The organism is Pantoea sp. X-Soil-YNGN-785, assembly GCF_059730585.1.
On sequence record NZ_AP035942.1, the window covers coordinates 195,267 to 213,185 of the forward strand.

At 56.4% G+C, this 17,919-nt stretch carries 17 protein-coding genes; 14 read left to right on the plus strand and 3 right to left on the minus strand.

The features are described 5' to 3' along the window. Positions 1-8: 8 nt before the first annotated feature. Positions 9-2,279: a 5-methyltetrahydropteroyltriglutamate--homocysteine S-methyltransferase gene (metE, locus tag AC6I8E_RS00855; RefSeq protein WP_497824328.1), complete on the plus strand. Its 2,271-nt coding sequence runs from the start codon at positions 9-11 to the stop codon at positions 2,277-2,279. A gap of 50 nt (positions 2,280-2,329) precedes the next feature. On the opposite strand, the gene AC6I8E_RS00860 is transcribed toward metE, so the two are convergent. Then, a complete protein-coding gene (locus AC6I8E_RS00860; RefSeq protein ID WP_013359708.1) occupies positions 2,330-3,163 on the minus strand; it encodes a dienelactone hydrolase family protein in 834 nt (277 codons plus the stop codon). Between the two features lie 304 nt (positions 3,164-3,467). On the opposite strand from AC6I8E_RS00860, the gene udp reads away from it, so the two are divergent. The 10 genes from udp (at position 3,468) to tatD (ending at position 12,958) form a co-directional block, all read left to right on the plus strand. Continuing rightward, entirely contained in the window at positions 3,468-4,229 is a 762-nt protein-coding gene (gene udp / locus AC6I8E_RS00865) for a uridine phosphorylase (RefSeq protein ID WP_033734831.1), read from the plus strand. A gap of 92 nt (positions 4,230-4,321) precedes the next feature. Beyond that, entirely contained in the window at positions 4,322-5,590 is a 1,269-nt protein-coding gene (locus tag AC6I8E_RS00870; protein WP_312217149.1) for a tetratricopeptide repeat protein, read from the plus strand. Between the two features lie 85 nt (positions 5,591-5,675). Beyond that, positions 5,676-7,175: a DNA recombination protein RmuC gene (rmuC, locus tag AC6I8E_RS00875; RefSeq protein WP_201252261.1), complete on the plus strand. Its 1,500-nt coding sequence runs from the start codon at positions 5,676-5,678 to the stop codon at positions 7,173-7,175. A 75-nt stretch (positions 7,176-7,250) separates the two neighbouring features. After that, positions 7,251-8,009 carry a bifunctional demethylmenaquinone methyltransferase/2-methoxy-6-polyprenyl-1,4-benzoquinol methylase UbiE gene (ubiE, locus tag AC6I8E_RS00880; RefSeq protein WP_497824329.1) on the plus strand — a complete coding sequence of 253 codons (759 nt, stop codon included), beginning with the start codon at positions 7,251-7,253 and terminating at the stop codon, positions 8,007-8,009. A gap of 11 nt (positions 8,010-8,020) precedes the next feature. Continuing rightward, on the plus strand, positions 8,021-8,626 hold the full coding sequence (gene ubiJ / locus AC6I8E_RS00885) for a ubiquinone biosynthesis protein UbiJ (RefSeq protein WP_013359712.1): 606 nt from the start codon (positions 8,021-8,023) through the stop codon (positions 8,624-8,626). Continuing rightward, positions 8,623-10,260, plus strand: a complete 1,638-nt coding sequence (gene ubiB, locus AC6I8E_RS00890) for a ubiquinone biosynthesis regulatory protein kinase UbiB (protein ID WP_033734835.1) — start codon at positions 8,623-8,625, stop codon at positions 10,258-10,260. Before ubiJ ends, ubiB begins: the two co-directional genes overlap by 4 nt. Before the next feature lie 109 nt (positions 10,261-10,369). Next, positions 10,370-10,624, plus strand: coding sequence for a Sec-independent protein translocase subunit TatA (tatA, locus tag AC6I8E_RS00895; protein ID WP_009088506.1), 255 nt, complete (start codon positions 10,370-10,372; stop codon positions 10,622-10,624). Between the two features lie 3 nt (positions 10,625-10,627). Then, the gene (gene tatB, locus AC6I8E_RS00900) at positions 10,628-11,329 is read left to right on the plus strand and encodes a Sec-independent protein translocase protein TatB (protein WP_497824330.1); all 702 of its coding nucleotides are present in this window, start codon (positions 10,628-10,630) and stop codon (positions 11,327-11,329) included. Next, complete coding sequence (gene tatC / locus AC6I8E_RS00905) at positions 11,329-12,087, plus strand: Sec-independent protein translocase subunit TatC (RefSeq protein WP_013359715.1); 759 nt, start codon at positions 11,329-11,331, stop codon at positions 12,085-12,087. The genes tatB and tatC overlap by 1 nt, the downstream gene beginning before the upstream one ends. Before the next feature lie 88 nt (positions 12,088-12,175). Beyond that, entirely contained in the window at positions 12,176-12,958 is a 783-nt protein-coding gene (gene tatD / locus AC6I8E_RS00910) for a 3'-5' ssDNA/RNA exonuclease TatD (protein ID WP_033734837.1), read from the plus strand. On the opposite strand, the gene rfaH is transcribed toward tatD, so the two are convergent. After that, positions 12,955-13,443, minus strand: coding sequence for a transcription/translation regulatory transformer protein RfaH (gene rfaH, locus AC6I8E_RS00915; protein WP_033734838.1), 489 nt, complete (start codon positions 13,441-13,443; stop codon positions 12,955-12,957). The two genes, tatD and rfaH, sit on opposite strands and share 4 nt — an antisense overlap. A 206-nt stretch (positions 13,444-13,649) precedes the next feature. Between rfaH and pepE the strand changes: the two genes are divergently transcribed. From pepE to fre, 3 genes are all read left to right on the plus strand, one after another. Then, entirely contained in the window at positions 13,650-14,375 is a 726-nt protein-coding gene (gene pepE, locus AC6I8E_RS00920) for a dipeptidase PepE (protein ID WP_013359718.1), read from the plus strand. Positions 14,376-14,455: 80 nt separating this feature from the next. Continuing rightward, entirely contained in the window at positions 14,456-15,940 is a 1,485-nt protein-coding gene (gene ubiD / locus AC6I8E_RS00925) for a 4-hydroxy-3-polyprenylbenzoate decarboxylase (protein ID WP_010257222.1), read from the plus strand. Positions 15,941-15,981: 41 nt separating this feature from the next. After that, positions 15,982-16,683, plus strand: a complete 702-nt coding sequence (gene fre / locus AC6I8E_RS00930; RefSeq protein WP_008926461.1) for an NAD(P)H-flavin reductase — start codon at positions 15,982-15,984, stop codon at positions 16,681-16,683. A 70-nt stretch (positions 16,684-16,753) separates the two neighbouring features. Here fre and fadA read toward each other — a convergent pair whose 3' ends face one another. Next, positions 16,754-17,917, minus strand: coding sequence for an acetyl-CoA C-acyltransferase FadA (gene fadA, locus AC6I8E_RS00935; protein WP_497824331.1), 1,164 nt, complete (start codon positions 17,915-17,917; stop codon positions 16,754-16,756). Between the last annotated feature and the right edge of the window lie 2 nt (positions 17,918-17,919).

The window sequence follows — 17,919 nt, forward strand, 5'->3', positions numbered from 1 at the left end:
AACAGCATATGACTATCCTGAACCATACCCTCGGCTTTCCCCGAATTGGCCTGCGCCGTGAACTGAAAAAAGCTCTGGAGAGTTACTGGGCGGGCGACAGCACGCAGCAGGCTTTACTGGCAACGGGCCGAGAGCTGCGCGCCCGACACTGGCAACAACAGAAAGAGGCGGGGGTCGATCTGCTGCCGGTCGGCGATTTCGCCTGGTATGATCATGTGCTGACCACCAGCCTGCTGCTGGGCAACGTGCCCGCGCGTCATCAGAACAAAGAAGGGACCGTTGATCTCGACACGCTGTTTCGTCTGGGGCGCGGTCGTGCGCCGACTGGCGAGCCTGCGGCGGCGGCAGAAATGACGAAATGGTTTAACACCAACTATCACTACATGGTGCCGGAATTTACTCAGGACCAGACCTTTAAACTGACCTGGACTCAGCTACTGGATGAAGTGGATGAGGCGCTGGTGCTGGGCCACAACATCAAACCGGTGCTGCTGGGACCGGTGACGTATCTGTGGCTGGGTAAAGTTAAAGGTGAGCCGTTTGAACGTCTGTCGCTGCTGGAAAGGATTCTGCCGGTCTACCAGCAGGTGCTGGCAGAACTGGCGAAGCGCGGCATCGAATGGGTTCAGATCGATGAACCCGCCCTGGCGCTGGAGCTGCCACAGACGTGGCGCGATGCGTTTAAACCGGCGTATGACGCCCTGCAGGAGCACAGTAAGCTGCTGCTGACCACCTATTTTGACAGCATCGGCCAGAACCTTGATGTCATTCGTAAGCTGCCGGTACAGGGCCTGCATGTCGATCTGGTCCATGGCCACGATGATATTGAGCAACTGAATCAGCAACTGCCCGCCAGCTGGCTGCTGTCGCTGGGCGTGATTAACGGTCGTAACGTCTGGCGCGCCGATCTGAGCCGCTGGTTCAGTCGCCTGCAACCGCTAATCAAAGAGCGTCAACAACTGTGGATCGGATCTTCCTGCTCGCTGCTGCACAGCCCAATCGATCTCTGCGTCGAGACCCGTCTGGATGATGAGGTCAAAAGCTGGTTCGCCTTTGCGCTGCAGAAATGTGCTGAGCTTTCACTGCTGAGTCAGGCACTGAATAACAATGATGCGACGCTGCTGGACGCCTGGAGCACACCGGTGCGTGCCCGTGCTCACTCCCGCCGCGTGCATAATGCGGCGGTGGGACAGCGGCTGCAGGCCATTACGCCGCAGCACAGTGAGCGCCAGAACGCCTACCCGGTGCGGGCAGCGCTGCAGCGTCAGCGTTTCAATCTGCCCGCGTGGCCCACTACCACCATCGGCTCATTTCCGCAGACCACTGAAATTCGCGGCCTGCGCCTCGACTTTAAACAGGGCCGTCTCGACAGCAATCATTACCGCACCGGCATCGCGGAGCACATCAGACAGGCGATTACCGAACAGGAGCGGCTGGGACTGGATGTGCTGGTACACGGTGAAGCGGAACGTAACGACATGGTTGAGTACTTCGGCGAGCATCTGGAGGGATTTGTCTTTACCCAGAATGGCTGGGTGCAGAGCTACGGTTCCCGCTGTGTGAAACCGCCTGTGATCATCGGCGATGTCAGTCGCCCAGAGGCGATTACCGTTGAGTGGGCGAAGTATGCGCAGTCGCTGACCGACAAGCCGGTAAAAGGAATGCTGACCGGCCCGGTGACGATTCTGTGCTGGTCATTCCCGCGTGAAGATGTATCACGGGAAACCATCGCGAAGCAGATCGCGCTGGCGCTGCGTGATGAGGTGGAAGATCTGGAGAAAGCAGGCATTGGTATTATTCAGATCGATGAACCTGCCCTGCGTGAAGGTCTGCCACTGCATCAGTCTGAGTGGGCGGACTATCTGAACTGGGCGGTGGAGGCGTTCCGGCTGAATGCGGCGGTGGCGCGGGATGAAACCCAGATTCATACGCATATGTGTTACTGCGAGTTTAACGACATCATGGACGCCATCGCGGCGCTGGATGCGGATGTGATCACGATTGAAACCTCACGGTCTGACATGGACTTACTGGAGTCGTTCGAACACTTCGACTACCCGAATGAAATCGGCCCCGGCGTCTATGACATTCACTCGCCTAATGTTCCCAGTGTGGCGTGGATAGAGGCACTGTTGCTGAAGGCGGCGAAACGGATTCCGGAAGCGCGGTTGTGGGTGAACCCGGACTGCGGTCTGAAAACGCGTGGCTGGACGGAAACACGTCAGGCGCTGGCGAATATGGTGACGGCGGCAAAGAAACTGCGTGGTGAGACGGCGTAGGAAAGGGACCGGGTGGCAAAAACAGGGGCGCAGAAGCGCCCCTTGTTCATTTATTTTGCTGCCACGCCATACTGCCTGAACCAGGCCAGCATCCGCTGCCAGCCATCATTGGCTGATTCAGCATGGTAGCTCGGGCGGTAGTCAGCATTAAACGCATGTCCCGCCTCGGGATAGACGATGATCTCGGCGGTCGCATTGGCGGCATGCAGCGCCTGACGCATCTGCTCGACGCTCTCCAATGGAATACCGTCATCCTGACCACCATACAAACCTAACACCGGCGCACTCAAATCGACCGCAACATCAATTGGATGCTTCTGTTGCTTCAGCGTGCGCTCACCGATTAATCGTCCATACCAGGCAACCGCGGCGCGTAGCTGTGGGTTATGCGCGGCGTAGAGCCAGGTAATGCGGCCACCCCAGCAAAAACCGGTGATGCCCATGCGACGGATATCACCGCCGTTACGTGCTGCCCAGTTAGCGGCATGATCGAGATCGGCCAGCACCTGCGTATCCGGCACTTTGCTGACCAGTTCGCTGAACAGGGTCGGGATATCGTTATACTCAGTCGGGTCGCCTTCGCGGAAATAGAGCTCAGGTGCAATCGCCAGATAGCCTTCCAGTGCCAGACGACGGCAGATGTCCCGGATGTGTTCATGGACGCCAAAGATCTCCTGCACTACCAGCACCACAGGCAATGGGCCTTCCGCTGAGTGCGGTTTTGCAAAAAACGCTGGCATGTTTTCGCCCTGGCTGGGCACTGAGGTTTCACCTGAGTGAATTGCCGGGCTTTCGGTAATAATGGTGGTAGAGGCGGTGGGCTGCACGGCAGGGGCAAAGCCGCCCGTCGCCGGTTTTTGTGCCATAGTGTCACTGGGTTTCATTATTCTCTCCGTGCAAGCATTTGCGCAATCACGTAACTATAGCCTGGCCGTAAAGCGTCTGCGTCCAGGTGTCGGGTAACAGAATCAGCAGTGAATAAAATCATCCACCTCTTTAACACTGCGCCGACCCTGACACAGCCTCGCTAAGGGCTATCCGGAAGAATAAGACGTAATTGTGTGATTAAAATCACATTTAATCTTCCGTGAAATGTAACTTTCATTTTCTTAAGTGAATGTTGTCACATATTTATCGGGCGTGCTGGCGTAGAGTGACGCGCTACCTTCCCTTAACAGGAGTCTGAAAATGACACAGTCTGACGTTTTCCATCTTGGCCTGACAAAAGCCGATCTGCAGGGCGCGACCCTGGCGATTGTGCCGGGCGACCCGGAGCGTGTGAAGAAAATTGCCGGATTGATGGAAGATGCCACGCATCTCGCCTCACACCGTGAATTTACCTCCTGGCTGGCAAAACTTGATGGTAAGCCGGTCGTGGTCTGCTCAACAGGCATCGGCGGTCCTTCTACATCGATTGCGGTCGAAGAGCTGGCGCAGCTTGGCGTGCGTACCTTCCTGCGTGTCGGTACCACAGGTGCTATTCAGCCACACATCAACGTCGGCGATGTGCTGGTGACCACCGCGTCCGTTCGCCTGGACGGAGCAAGCCTGCATTTTGCCCCGATGGAATTCCCGGCTGTCGCTGACTTCGCCTGCACCACCGCGCTGGTTGCCGCCGCTGAAGCCTGTGGCGCGAAAACCCACATTGGCATCACCGCCTCTTCTGACACCTTCTATCCGGGCCAGGAGCGCTACGACACCGTTTCAGGCCGCGTCGTCAGTCGTTTCAAAGGATCGATGAAAGAGTGGCAGGAGATGGGCGTTCTCAACTATGAGATGGAATCTGCAACGCTGTTAACCATGTGCGCCAGCCAGGGTCTGCGAGCCGGCATGGTAGCTGGCGTGATTGTGAACCGCACTCAGAAAGAGATTCCGGATGCGGTTACCATGAAGCAGACTGAAAGTGACGCAGTGAAGATTGTGGTCGAAGCGGCGCGTCGTTTATTATAACGCCCGCGTCTGGCAGCAGGTTTTTTGTCCAGACTCAAAACCTGTTGCCGGTAGTTAACGGCGCGTAACATCAGTGAAACCTGAGAGTTTTTATGCGCAATACGATTCCTGTCCGACGTCCTGTCCCTGGCGCTAATCCTGCGGCAATCAATGCCCGGCTGGAACGCAGTGCCGAACGTTTTCGCGCTGCCATGCAGCAGGGTGACCACGCGCTGGCTGCCCGGTGCTGCGAAGAAGTCTTGCGCTCAATGCCCAATCAGATGCAGGTGCTGAGCGACTACGCGCTCTGCCTGCTGCGTCTGGGTCAGTACAATAAATCGTACAAAATCTACCAGAAAATTTATCAGTCACCGCCCGCTGTGCAGGCCACGGCCTCTGAAACCTGGCTGGATGGCTTAACCGAAGTGTGCGGCTGGCTGGATAAAAAGGAAGAGGTGGCACGTTTTGGTCTGGCGTCGCTGATGCGCTCTGATGCGCGTTTCAGTCAGGGGCAGCGAACTGCATTTCCCGCTCCGCAACCTGAGCCTGTCGATCTCAGTCAACCGCACCAGAATGTCATCGCTTTCTGCCTGTATGGCGATCAGCCCCGCTATTGCGAAACGCTGATTAAAAACGTTGAGGTAGCGCCTGAGTTCTATCCTGGCTGGGTTTGCCGCATCTATCTTGATGACAGCGTGCCGCAGCATGTCTGGCAGCGCCTGAACCAGCCACACGTCCAGCTGGTCGATATGTCTCACGAGAAAACGCTGTTTCCGACCCTGTGGCGTTTTCTGGTGCTCGACGATCCGACGGTGAAGCGCTTTATCGTGCGCGATGCCGACTCGCTGCTTTCGGAGCGCGAAGCGGCCGCGGTTAACGCCTGGCTGGCGTCGCCTTACTGGTTCCACCACATGCGCGACTACTTCTCTCATACCGAACTGCTGCTGGCGGGAATGTGGGGCGGCTGTCACGGCGTCTTTCACAACGTGGAACAGGCGATGCGTGATTTCATTGCCCGGTATCAGGGCAGTCAGCGCTTCACCGATCAATATTTTCTTAAAGTGGCGTTATGGCCGACAGTGCGTGAAAGCCTCCTGAGCCATGATGAGCTGTTCAGTTTTCACCAGGCCCAGCCGTGGCCTGATCATGCGCCCGTGCGCTGGCAGACGCCGCATTTCCACGTTGGCAGCAATGCCGGTTTTGCCAGTATGACCGGTAAATCGAGCGCCCCTGTGGGCAGCAGACAGCGCGTTGCGATCACCTCCGGCGAGACAACCTGGCATTATCTGGCGCAGGTCAAAAACGGCGAGTGGCTATTACCGATGCCATTCTTCCTGATTGATGAGTGGCAGGCTGGAAAGCTGACGGTAGCGGCCCTGTAAGGCGCTGAATGCCGGTAAATTTATCTGGACATTCATACAGTGCGACTCTACCTTTTTCCTCAGCAGCCTGAGTCGCGGGGAAATCATGGATCAGCACATCATTATCAGCGCCTGTCTGGCGCTGGCCGGGTTGGGGATTGGCTGGATGCTGGCACAGTTACGTGCCGGCCATCAGGTCGCCAGTTTTCAGACCGAGCGCCGTCTGCAGGAAGAGGCGCAACAGCGCCAGCAGCAGCAAATCGAACAGCTTCAGCAGCAGACGCAGCAGCGTGAGCAGGAGCTGCGTCAGCTTCATGGCGCGCTGAGCGGGGCGAATGAGCGCCTGCAACAGCTCGATTACTGGCGCAATGAAAGTGAACAGCTTAATCGTGAACTGCGTAATCAGCTGGAGGTGAACAGCGCGCAGGAAGCAGAGCTGCGCGAAGTGACCATCCGCCTTGAAGAGACCCGTTTTGCCGCTGAAGAGAAACAGCGCCTGCTGACCAACAGCGAACAACGCCTGAGCGCCCAGTTTGAAAACCTCGCCAACCGTATTTTCGAAAACAGTGGCCGTCGCGTCGATGAACAGAACCGCCAGAGTCTGGACGGGCTGATTGGCCCGCTGCGTGAACAGCTGGATGGTTTCCGCCGTCAGGTGCATGAAAGCTTTGGCGCAGAGGCACGTGAACGGCACACACTGACTCATGAAATCCGGCAGTTACAGCAGCTGAATGCGCAGATGGCGCAGGAGGCGCTTAACCTGACCAAAGCGCTCAAGGGCGACAATAAAATCCAGGGTAACTGGGGTGAAGTGGTGCTGAGCCGGGTACTGGAAGCCTCCGGGCTGCGTGAAGGCTACGAATATGAAACTCAGGTCAGCATCCAGTCAGAACAGCAGGGCAGGATGCAGCCGGATGTCATTGTGCGTCTGCCGCAGGGCAAAGATGTGGTGGTGGATGCCAAAATGACGCTGGTGGCCTATGAGCGCTACTTCAATGCGGATGATGAGATCGAACGTGAGCAGGCGATCCAGGAGCATGTCAGCGCGATGCGAGCGCACATTCGCCTGCTGGGACGAAAAGATTATCAACAATTGCCCGGTTTACGGTCACTGGATTATGTGTTGATGTTCATTCCGGTCGAGCCGGCTTTTTTGCTGGCGATTGACCGTCAGCCTGAGCTGATTGGCGAGGCGCTGCAGCAGAACATCATGCTGGTCAGTCCCACCACGCTGCTGGTGGCGCTGCGTACCATTAACAATCTCTGGCGCTACGAGCATCAGAGCCGCAATGCGCAGCGTATTGCTGACCGGGCCACGCGCCTCTATGACAAGATGCGACTGTTTGTCGATGACATGAGTGGCATTGGTCACAGCCTGGATAAGGCGCAGAACAGCTATCGCGAGGCGATGAAAAAGCTGGCAGAAGGGCGCGGCAACCTGATTGCGCAGACGGAAGGATTTCGTGCGCTGGGCGTGGAGATCAAACGACCCATCAATCCCCAGCTGGCCGAGCGGGCCATGCAGGAAAACCGGGCGGCTGACGACGCAGATGACGACAGGGATGCGGATGAAAGTGAGAGTCGTGTGAGACGCCTCCACGAATAGTATGGGCGCAGCGTGCCTGACTTCCGTGACTCTGATACACTTCGGGAAGTATTGTTTGTGGAGCAGGTAAAACCGATGGCAGATGAATCACAGCAGGAAACTACCCATTTTGGCTTTCAGACGGTCGCCAAAAGCGAAAAAGCTTACAAAGTCGCGGATGTGTTTCACTCCGTAGCAGCAAAATATGACCTGATGAACGATTTGATGTCGTTTGGCGTCCATCGTATCTGGAAGCGTTTTACCATTGACAGCAGCGGCGTACGTCGCGGTCAGCGCGTGTTAGATCTGGCGGGTGGTACCGGCGATCTCACCGCCAAATTCTCTCGCTTGGTGGGCGAAACCGGTCAGGTTGTCCTGGCGGATATCAACAGCTCCATGCTGAAGATGGGCCGCGAAAAACTGCGCAATCAGGGCGTGGTGGGCAACGTGAGTTACGTCCAGGCTAACGCAGAAGCGCTGCCTTTCCCCGATAACTATTTCGACTGCATCACCATCTCCTTTGGTCTGCGCAACGTCACGGAAAAAGAGAAGGCGCTGGCCTCCATGTTCCGTGTCCTTAAGCCGGGCGGACGCCTGCTGGTGCTGGAGTTCTCTAAGCCTGTTCTGGATCCGCTGAGCAAAGCGTATGACGCTTACTCGTTCCACATTCTGCCGCGCATCGGACAGCTGGTAGCGCAGGATGCAGAGAGCTATCGCTATCTGGCCGAATCAATCCGCATGCATCCCGATCAGGAGACCCTGAAAGCGATGATGAACGATGTCGGTTTTGAAAATACCACTTACTCCAATATGACCGGCGGCATTGTTGCGCTGCATCGCGGATTTAAGTTCTGAGTGAGATGGTAATGAACCTGACGCCCTTGATTACCGCAGGTCTGGAAACGGCGCTGAACCGTATCCTCTATCGCGATCGTGGCCTGAAAGCGGCGCGGCAACGCCTGAATGGCAAAGTGCTGACGCTGCGCCTGAGTGAGTTTTCGCATCCGCTGGTGCTGGTTTTCAGTGAGCAGCAGCTCGACGTATTAGCGGACTGGCAGGATCGCAGTGACTGCACGGTGATCACCTCGCTGAAAACGCTGCCTAAGCTGCGCGATCGCCAGCAGCTGACGCCGCTGATCCGCAGCGGTGAGCTGCAGGTTGAAGGTGACCTGCAGGTGGTGCAGCAGTTCTCCGCGCTGATGGATCTGGCTGAGCTGGATCCGGCCGAATATCTGGCTCCCTGGGTCGGCGATATCGCCGCTCAGGGCATCAGTCAGCGCTCACAACAGGCATTCCGCTTTTTCAAAGGTGAAGTGCAGCGTCGCCAGGATTATCTCGGACAGGCCATTACCGAAGAGTGGCGTGTTGCGCCTGGCTCGCTGGAGTTAGCCTGGTTTTCTGAGGAGGTCGACGCGATGGAACGTTCGCTTGAGGCGCTTGATGCGCGTCTGGCGCAGCTGGAGGCAAAATGAGTTTTGGAGAGATCCGCCGTTTATATCTGATCATGAAGGTCTTTCTGACCTATGGCCTTGATGAACTGATCCCTCAGACACGCCTCACTTTCCTGTTTCGCCTGTGGCGTCGCTCTGTTTTCTGGATCCCCAATCTGTATAAGCATGAACCGATTGGCGCACGCATGCGCATGGCGATGGAGCAACTTGGGCCGGTCTGGATCAAGTTTGGCCAGATGCTGTCGACGCGTCGCGATCTTTTCCCGCCGCTGATCGCCGATCAACTGGCAATCCTGCAGGACCGCGTTGCGCCGTTTGATGGCGTCAAAGCCAAAGCGCAGATTGAAGCCTCAATGGGCGCACCGATTGAAACCTGGTTTGATGATTTTGATATCAAGCCCCTGGCGTCGGCATCCATTGCGCAGGTGCACACCGCCACGCTGAAATCGACCGGTAAGAAAGTGGTCATCAAAGTCATTCGCCCTGATATTTTGCCGGTTATCCGGGCGGACATGAAGCTTATCTATCGCCTGGCTCGCTGGGTTCCGCGTCTGCTGCCGGATGGCCGTCGTCTGCGTCCGGTCGAGGTGGTGCGCGATTATGAGAAAACCCTGCTTGATGAACTGAATCTGTTACGCGAAGCCGCCAATGCCATTCAGCTGCGCCGGAACTTTGAAGATAGCCGTATGCTCTATGTGCCGGAAGTCTATTCAGATTACTGCAGCGAAACTATGATGGTGATGGAGCGCATCTACGGCATTCCGATTTCAGACGTAGCGACGCTGGAGCGTCATGGTGTGAACATGAAGCTGCTGGCAGAGCGTGGCGTGCAGGTCTTCTTCACCCAGGTTTTCCGCGACAGCTTCTTCCATGCGGATATGCATCCGGGCAACATTTTTGTCAGCTATGAGCATCCGGAAGATCCGCAATATATCGGTATCGACTGCGGTATCGTGGGTTCACTGAACAAAGAAGATAAGCGTTATCTGGCGGAAAACTTCATCGCCTTCTTCAACCGTGACTACCGTAAGGTCGCGGAGCTGCACGTTGACTCAGGCTGGGTGCCGCCCGATACCAACGTTGAAGATTTCGAGTTTGCGATCCGTACGGTCTGTGAGCCGATTTTCGAAAAACCGCTGGCTGAGATCTCCTTCGGCCATGTGCTGCTGAATCTGTTTAACACCGCACGCCGCTTCAATATGGAAGTGCAGCCGCAACTGGTATTACTGCAAAAAACGCTGCTCTATGTGGAAGGGATTGGCCGTCAGCTCTATCCGCAGCTCGACCTGTGGAAGACGGCTAAGCCGTTCCTGGAAGACTGGATTAAGGATCAGGTCGGTTTGCCCGCTATTATTCGTGCGGTCAAAGAGAAAGCGCCATTCTGGGCTGAAAAGTTACCTGAGTTGCCAGAACTCTTTTACGACAGCATGCGCCAGCACAAACTCTTACGGCACAGCGTCGATAAGTTAGTGGGCGACATGAACGCGCAACGCGTCCGTCACCATCAGGCGCGATACCTGTTTGGCGTCGGTGCAACGTTGCTGTTAAGTGGAACGGCGGTGCTGCTCACCCGCCCGGATTGGGACTTCTTCCCGGCGGTATTGATGGCTGCGGGAATCGTCTCCTGGTTAATCGGCTGGCGTAAGACAAACTGATTGTCACGTCTGTTTAAAAAAAGGTAATGTCGCTGGCTAAAGCCCGGTTAAAAAGGGCACTCTGTCCTGCATTACATTATCGTTTTCACAGAATATTAGAGGCTATCTCATGGGCGGTATCAGTATCTGGCAATTGTTAATCATTGCCGTGATTGTTGTTCTTCTGTTCGGTACCAACAAATTACGTAATCTGGGTTCAGATTTAGGTTCTTCGATTCGTGGCTTCAAAAAAGCTATGAGTGACGAGGATGACAAAAAGGATCAGCCGAAAGAGCAGGACGCTGACTTCGCAGCTAAAACACTGGCGGACAAACAGCAAACGTCGGCTAACAAAGAAGAAGCCAAGAACGACAAGCAGGTGTAAACCGTGTTCGATATTGGTTTTAGTGAACTGGTATTGGTGTTCGTTATCGGGCTGATTGTTCTCGGCCCGCAACGTTTACCGGTTGCGGTGAAAACCGTGGTTGGCTGGATCAGGGCGATTCGCTCGCTGGCAGCCAATGTACAACATGAACTGGCGCAGGAGCTCAAGCTGCAGGAGTTGCAGGAGAGCCTGAAAAAGGTGGAAGAAGCGGGCCGCGGCACGCTCTCCCCTGAGCTGAAAGAGTCAATGGAAGAGTTGCGTAAAACCGCGGATTCAATGAAACGCTCGGTCAGTCAGAGCATCGACATTGAAAAAGAGGAAGACGAGGCGAACACCATTCATTCGGCTCAGCACAGGCATGTACCTCAGGCGGTTTCTGAGACGGTGCAGGCATCTGAACCTGGCCCGGTTGAGCCTTCGGCAACGCCGGCTAGCGCAGAACATCAGGCCAGTGCCCCGGCCCAGGCTCCCGCTGCGGTTTCAGATTCAGGTCCGGCCGTGCAACCTTCTGCGGCACCTGCCGCAGTCGCCACGGCTCCGGCACAGGCTCCATCCGCGGTTTCATCCGCTCCGGCTGTGCAATCCTCTGCCGCACCTGCCGCTGTGGCCAGCGCTCCGGCTCAGGCGCCTGCGAGTGATGTTGCCAGACCGGCAGATTCTGCGCGTAATCCCGCAGCCTCCTCTTCTGCAAGTGATGAACGATAATGGCCGTTGAAGATACCCAACCGCTCATCAGTCATCTGATTGAGCTGCGTAAGCGACTACTGAATTGCATTCTCGCTGTATTAGCAATTTTCCTGGTGCTGGTTTACTTCGCCAATGACATCTATCAGCTGGTCGCGGCACCGCTGATCAGCCAGATGCCGGTTGGATCGAGCATGATCGCGACCGATGTGGCCTCACCGTTTTTCACCCCGATTAAGCTGACCATTATTGTGTCGGTGTTTCTTGCGGTGCCGGTGATCCTCTATCAGGTCTGGGCCTTTGTCGCCCCGGCGCTCTACCGGCATGAGCGTAAGCTGGTTATGCCGCTGCTCTTTTCCAGCACTTTCCTGTTCTATTTCGGCGTGGCCTTTGCCTATTTCGTGGTCTTCCCACTGGCATTTGGTTTTTTCACCAAGACCGCACCGATTGGCGTCACCGTCGCAACGGATATCTCTAAGTACCTCGATTTTGTCATGACGCTGTTTATGGCATTTGGCGTGGCGTTTGAAGTGCCGGTAGCGATTGTGTTGCTGTGCTGGACGGGGATCACCAGTCCGGAAGAGTTGAAGAAGAAGCGTCCTTATATTCTGGTAGGTGCCTTCGTGGTCGGGATGTTGCTCACACCGCCGGATGTTTTTTCCCAAACTTTGCTCGCTATTCCGATGTACTGCCTGTTTGAAGTCGGCGTATTCTTTTCCCGGTACTATGTGGGTAAAGGCCGACGCTTACAGGATGAGGAAGAGAACACCGACGCCTGATGCTGACAGCCTTACCCGCACTGGCGGGAAGCGTTCACTCCAAACCGCCCTGATGGGCGGTTTTTGTTTATAAACAGTGGGAAATATTATGTTTGATATCGGTGTAAACCTGACCAGCACGCAATTCGCCTCCGACCGGCAAAAGGTGGTTAAACGCGCGCGTGATGCGGGCGTCACCGGCATGCTTATTACCGGCACTAACGCGCTGGAGAGCCAGCAGGCTCAGCGACTGGCTGAAGCTCAACCCGGCTTCTGCTGGTCTACTGCGGGCGTTCATCCTCACCATGCCAGCGAATGGTCCACGGAAATCGCCAGTACCCTGCGTCGCCTGGCTGAAAAACCGGAAGTGGTAGCTATCGGTGAGTGCGGGCTCGATTTCAACCGCAACCTGTCGGCGCATGAGCAGCAGGAGTATGCGTTTGACGCGCAGCTGGCGCTGGCGGCCGAACTCAACATGCCGGTGTTTCTGCACTGCCGTGAAGCCCATGCCCGTTTCGCTGCGGTACTTGAACCCTGGCTGCCGAAACTGGCTGGTGCGGTGATTCACTGCTTTACCGGCACCCGTGATGAGCTGGAGGCCTGTCTGGCGATGGGATTATCGGTGGGGATTACGGGCTGGGTTTGCGATGAGCGTCGTGGGCTGGAATTGCGCGAGCTGCTGCCGCTGATTCCGGCTGACCGGCTGCTGCTGGAAACGGATGCGCCTTATCTGCTGCCACGCGACATGCGTCCGCGCCCAACCTCACGCCGGAACGAACCCTGCTTTTTACCGCATATTGTTAATCAGGTGGCGACATGGCGAGGCGAGAGTGCTGAGGAACTGGCGACCCGCATCGATCAGAATGCGCGGACGTTGTTCCGACTGGCTTAAATCTTACGGAACTGCTTGTTGTCGACGCTGCGCATCACCTGCTTGTTCAGCAGATTCAGCAACAGAATCGAGCGCGTTTCACCATCCGGCTCGGCAAAAATGGCGCGCAGCCCTTCAAACGTCCCCTCGGTGATGACGACTTCATCGCCGCTTTGTGGTGTCTCAGGGTCAAGCAGGATTTGCGGAACGTCGGTTTCCAGCGCTTCGATCACCGCCGATGGCACGGTTGCGGGCGTGGTGCCAAAGCGCACGAAGTGACTGACACCGCGTGTGCTGCTAATCGTCGTGGTGTGAATCGCTTCCGGATCGAATTCGATAAACAGGTAATTTGGAAACAGTGGCTCACTCACCGTGGTGCGTTTGCCGCGCACGATTTTTTCCAGAGCGATCATTGGACTGAGGCAATGCACTTCCTGCCGCTCCAGATGCTCCTTCGCGCGCAATAGCTGTCCACGTTTGCAATAGAGTAAGTACCAGGATTCCATAACTGCTCCCATTGAATGGACGCTAAGAATAGCAAACCTGCTGCCAGAGTTATAGCGCAGGGGCAGGGTAAAGCGTCCTGCAGCGAAAATAAACTGAGACTTTTCCTAACATGCCGGATGGCAGTAAAAGCATTGATGGGTAATTGACGTCGGCTATTGCTCTGTATCAGACTCGATGACCATCACATCTGCACAAGGATCCTCTGATGGAACTCTTTCTGTTGAGCAATGGCAAGCTGGCGGATGATGCGCCGTTGCTGGGCTATGCGCAGCCACAGCTGCACGCCATGATCGCGCGACGCGCTATCCGGTCGGCGGTACTGATCCCCTACGCAATTATTCGTGGCGATCAGCAGCAGCGCGCTGATGAGCTCAGCGCTTCTCTTGGAATTCAGGTGGAGCGGGTTCAGGCATTCGCTTCGCCAGCTGATGCAATTGCCCAGGCAGAGCTGATTTTAGTCAGCGGTGGCAACACCTGGTTTCTGAATCAGATGCTGCATGAACAGGGTCTGATCGGAGCGATTCAGCGCGCGGTGCGGGAGCGGCAGGTACCCTATGTCGGCTGGAGCGCAGGCTGCAACGTGGCAACGCCCTCAATCCGTACCACTAACGATATGCCGGTACGCAGCAGCGTGGTGTTACCTGCGCTGGGCCTCTTTCCGGTGCAGATCAATCCCCACTATCTGGATGCCAGCGTCAGCGGCCACATGGGCGAAACCCGTGACGAACGTCTGGCAGAGTTCTGTGCCGTTAACCCTGCTGAGTCGGTCATTGCGCTGCGTGAAGGCAGTTTTCTGCATCTACATGACAACCAGCTGCGTTATCACAGCGTGCGTAACGAAGATTTTAAACTGTTTCGCCACGGCGAGCCGATTCAGGGGTATCACGATGCCCGTGCGTTACAACCGCTGGTTCCCTTTCAGTGCGTATGAGGCGGCCGTATAAACCTCAGCAACTCCGTGTAATCAGACCTATAATGGCCGACTCACTCTGGCCGGAAAGCTAAAGCCGCATGAAATATCACGATTTAAGAGACTTTCTCGCGCTGCTCGAACAGCGCGGTGAGCTAAAGCGCATTACCCAGTCGATCGATCCTGAACTGGAAATGACCGAAATTGCCGACCGCACCCTGCGTGCCGGTGGCCCCGCTCTGCTGTTTGAAAACCCGAAAGGGTATGACATGCCGGTGCTGTGCAATCTGTTCGGCACGCCAAAGCGCGTGGCCATGGGCATGGGCCAGGAAGAAGTCAGCGCACTGCGTGAAGTGGGTAAACTGCTGGCCTTCCTGAAAGAGCCGGAGCCGCCAAAAGGCTTCCGCGATCTGTTCGATAAGATGCCGCAGTTTAAGCAGGTCCTGAACATGCCAACCAAACGCCTGCGCAATGCACCCTGTCAGGAAGAGGTGTTCAGCGGCGATGAAGTCGATCTGACGCGTATTCCGGTGATGAAATGCTGGCCTGGCGATGCGGCACCGCTGATTACCTGGGGACTGACCGTCACGCGCGGCCCGCATAAAGAGCGGCAGAATCTTGGCATTTATCGACAGCAGGTGATCGGCAAAAACCGTCTGATTATGCGCTGGCTGTCGCACCGTGGCGGCGCGCTCGATTATCTGGAGTGGACGAAAGCGCATCCGGGTGAGCGTTTTCCGGTCTCGGTGGCGCTGGGTGCCGATCCCGCCACCATTCTCGGTGCCGTCACGCCGGTGCCTGACACGCTGTCAGAATATGCGTTTGCCGGGTTGCTGCGCGGCAATAAAACCGAAGTGGTGAAGTGCCTGTCGAACGATCTTGAAGTGCCGGCCAGTGCGGAAATCGTACTGGAAGGGTATATCGAAGCGGGCGATATGGCGCCAGAAGGACCTTACGGCGATCACACCGGCTACTACAATGAAGTAGACAGCTTCCCGGTGTTTACCGTGACACATATTACGCAGCGCCATAAGCCTATCTATCACTCCACCTACACCGGCCGGCCGCCGGATGAGCCTGCGGTGTTGGGTGTGGCGCTGAATGAAGTGCTGGTGCCAATCCTGGTGAAGCAGTTCCCGGAGATCGTGGACTTCTATCTGCCACCGGAAGGTTGCTCATACCGGCTGGCGGTCGTAACGATTAAAAAGCAGTACGCCGGGCATGCCAAACGTGTCATGTTTGGCGTCTGGTCGTTTTTACGGCAGTTCATGTACACCAAATTTGTTATTGTGTGTGACGATGATGTTAATGCGCGTGACTGGAACGACGTGATCTGGGCCATTACCACCCGTATGGATCCGGCCCGCGATACGGTATTAGTGGAAAATACCCCGATCGATTATCTCGATTTCGCCTCGCCTGTTTCCGGGCTGGGGTCGAAAATGGGGATGGATGCGACCAATAAGTGGCCAGGTGAAACGCAGCGTGAATGGGGCACCCCCATCGTTAAAGATCCGGCGGTCACCGCGCGCATTGATGCTATCTGGGATGAGCTAGGTATTTTTGATCAGCCGCCACAGCGTTGATGGCGAGCACAACCATAAAGACGACCCGACAGAGGGAACGCATGACAACGTTAAGCTGTAAAGTAACTTCGGTTGAGGCGATTACCGACACGGTCTATCGCGTTCGCCTGATCCCTGAAGCGGAATTCAGTTTTCGCGCGGGACAGTATCTGATGGTAGTGATGGATGAGCGCGACAAGCGTCCGTTCTCGCTGGCCTCAACGCCGATGGAAAAAGATATTATCGAGCTGCATATCGGCGCGTCCGATCTGAATCTCTATGCCATGGCCGTAATGGACCGCATCCGTAACGATCGCCAGATCACGGTTGATATGCCGCACGGCGATGCCTGGCTGCGTGAAGAGAGCACTAAACCGCTGATCCTGATTGCAGGCGGCACCGGTTTCTCCTATGCCCGTTCGATTTTGCTCACCGCACTGGCGGAACAGCCAGAGCGCGACATCGCCATTTACTGGGGCGGACGTGAGCTTAAGCATCTGTACGATATGGATGAGCTGGATGCGCTGGCCGTGAAGCACCCGAACCTGAAGGTGATCCCGGTCGTCGAGCAGCCTGAAGCAGGCTGGCAGGGCCGTTCTGGTACGGTACTGACCGCAGTGATGCAGGACTTCAGCACGCTGAGTGAGCATGAGATCTACATCGCCGGACGTTTTGAGATGGCGAAGATTGCCCGCGACCGTTTCTGTGCCGAGCGTGGCGCAGTGGAATCACAGATGTATGGCGATGCGTTTGCCTTTATCTGATTCCTGGTAGCAGACAGAAAAAACCCGCCGATCAACGGCGGGTAAATCTGACAAAGTAAGACTCAACGTATTAAAGACGCTCGAATACGGTTGCGATCCCCTGGCCCAGTCCGATGCACATGGTGGCAAGGCCAAAACGGGCATCGCGGCGTTCCATGATGTTCAGTAATGTGGTGCTGATGCGTGCGCCGGAACAGCCCAGTGGATGGCCCAACGCAATCGCGCCGCCATTCAGATTGACCTTCTCATCCATCAGTTCCAGCAAACCTAAGTCTTTAATACAGGGCAGGGTCTGCGCGGCAAAGGCTTCGTTCAGCTCAAACACGTCGATATCACTGACGCTCAGTCCCGCCCGTTTCAATGCCAGTTTGCTGGCCGGTACCGGTCCGTAGCCCATGATCGACGGATCACAGCCGACCACTGCCATGCTGCGGATACGTGCACGTGGCGTCAGCCCCAGTTCACGGGCGCGTGATTCACTCATAATCAGCATTGCGGCCGCGCCATCGGACAGCGCCGACGACGTACCCGCTGTGACGGTGCCATTCACCGGATCGAAGGCGGGTTTGAGTGCCGCCAGACCTTCGGCGCTGGTCTCCTCGCGGATCACCTCATCGAAAGCATAGCGCTTAAGAATGCCGTCGCTGTCGTGACCATAGGTGGCGACAATCTCCGTTGCAAAGTCCCCGCGCTGTGTGGCCTGCCATGCGCGCTGGTGCGAACGCAGGGCGAACGCATCCTGCTGCTCACGGCTGATATGATGCATACGTGCCAGCATCTCGGCGGTTAAGCCCATCATGCCCGCAGCTTTAGCGACGGTGCGGCCCAGGCCGGGATGAAAGTCGACGCCGTGATTCATCGGCACGTGTCCCATATGCTCCACGCCGCCAATCAGGCAGCACTGCGCATCGCCGACCATAATGGCGCGGGCCGCATCGTGCAGCGCCTGCATTGACGAACCACACAGCCGGTTAACGGTCGTGGCAGGCACAGAGTGCGGGATTTCGGCCAGCAGCGCGGCGTTACGCGCGATATTAAATCCCTGTTCCAGCGTCTGCTGTACGCAGCCCCAGACGATATCGTCGAGGGATGCCGGGTTCACCGCCGGGTTGCGGCTCAGGATTTCGCGCATCAGGTGCGCGGAGAGATCTTCAGCGCGCACGTTCCGAAAGGCTCCGCCTTTTGAACGTCCCATTGGCGTGCGCACCGCATCAACAATCACCACATTTTCCATCT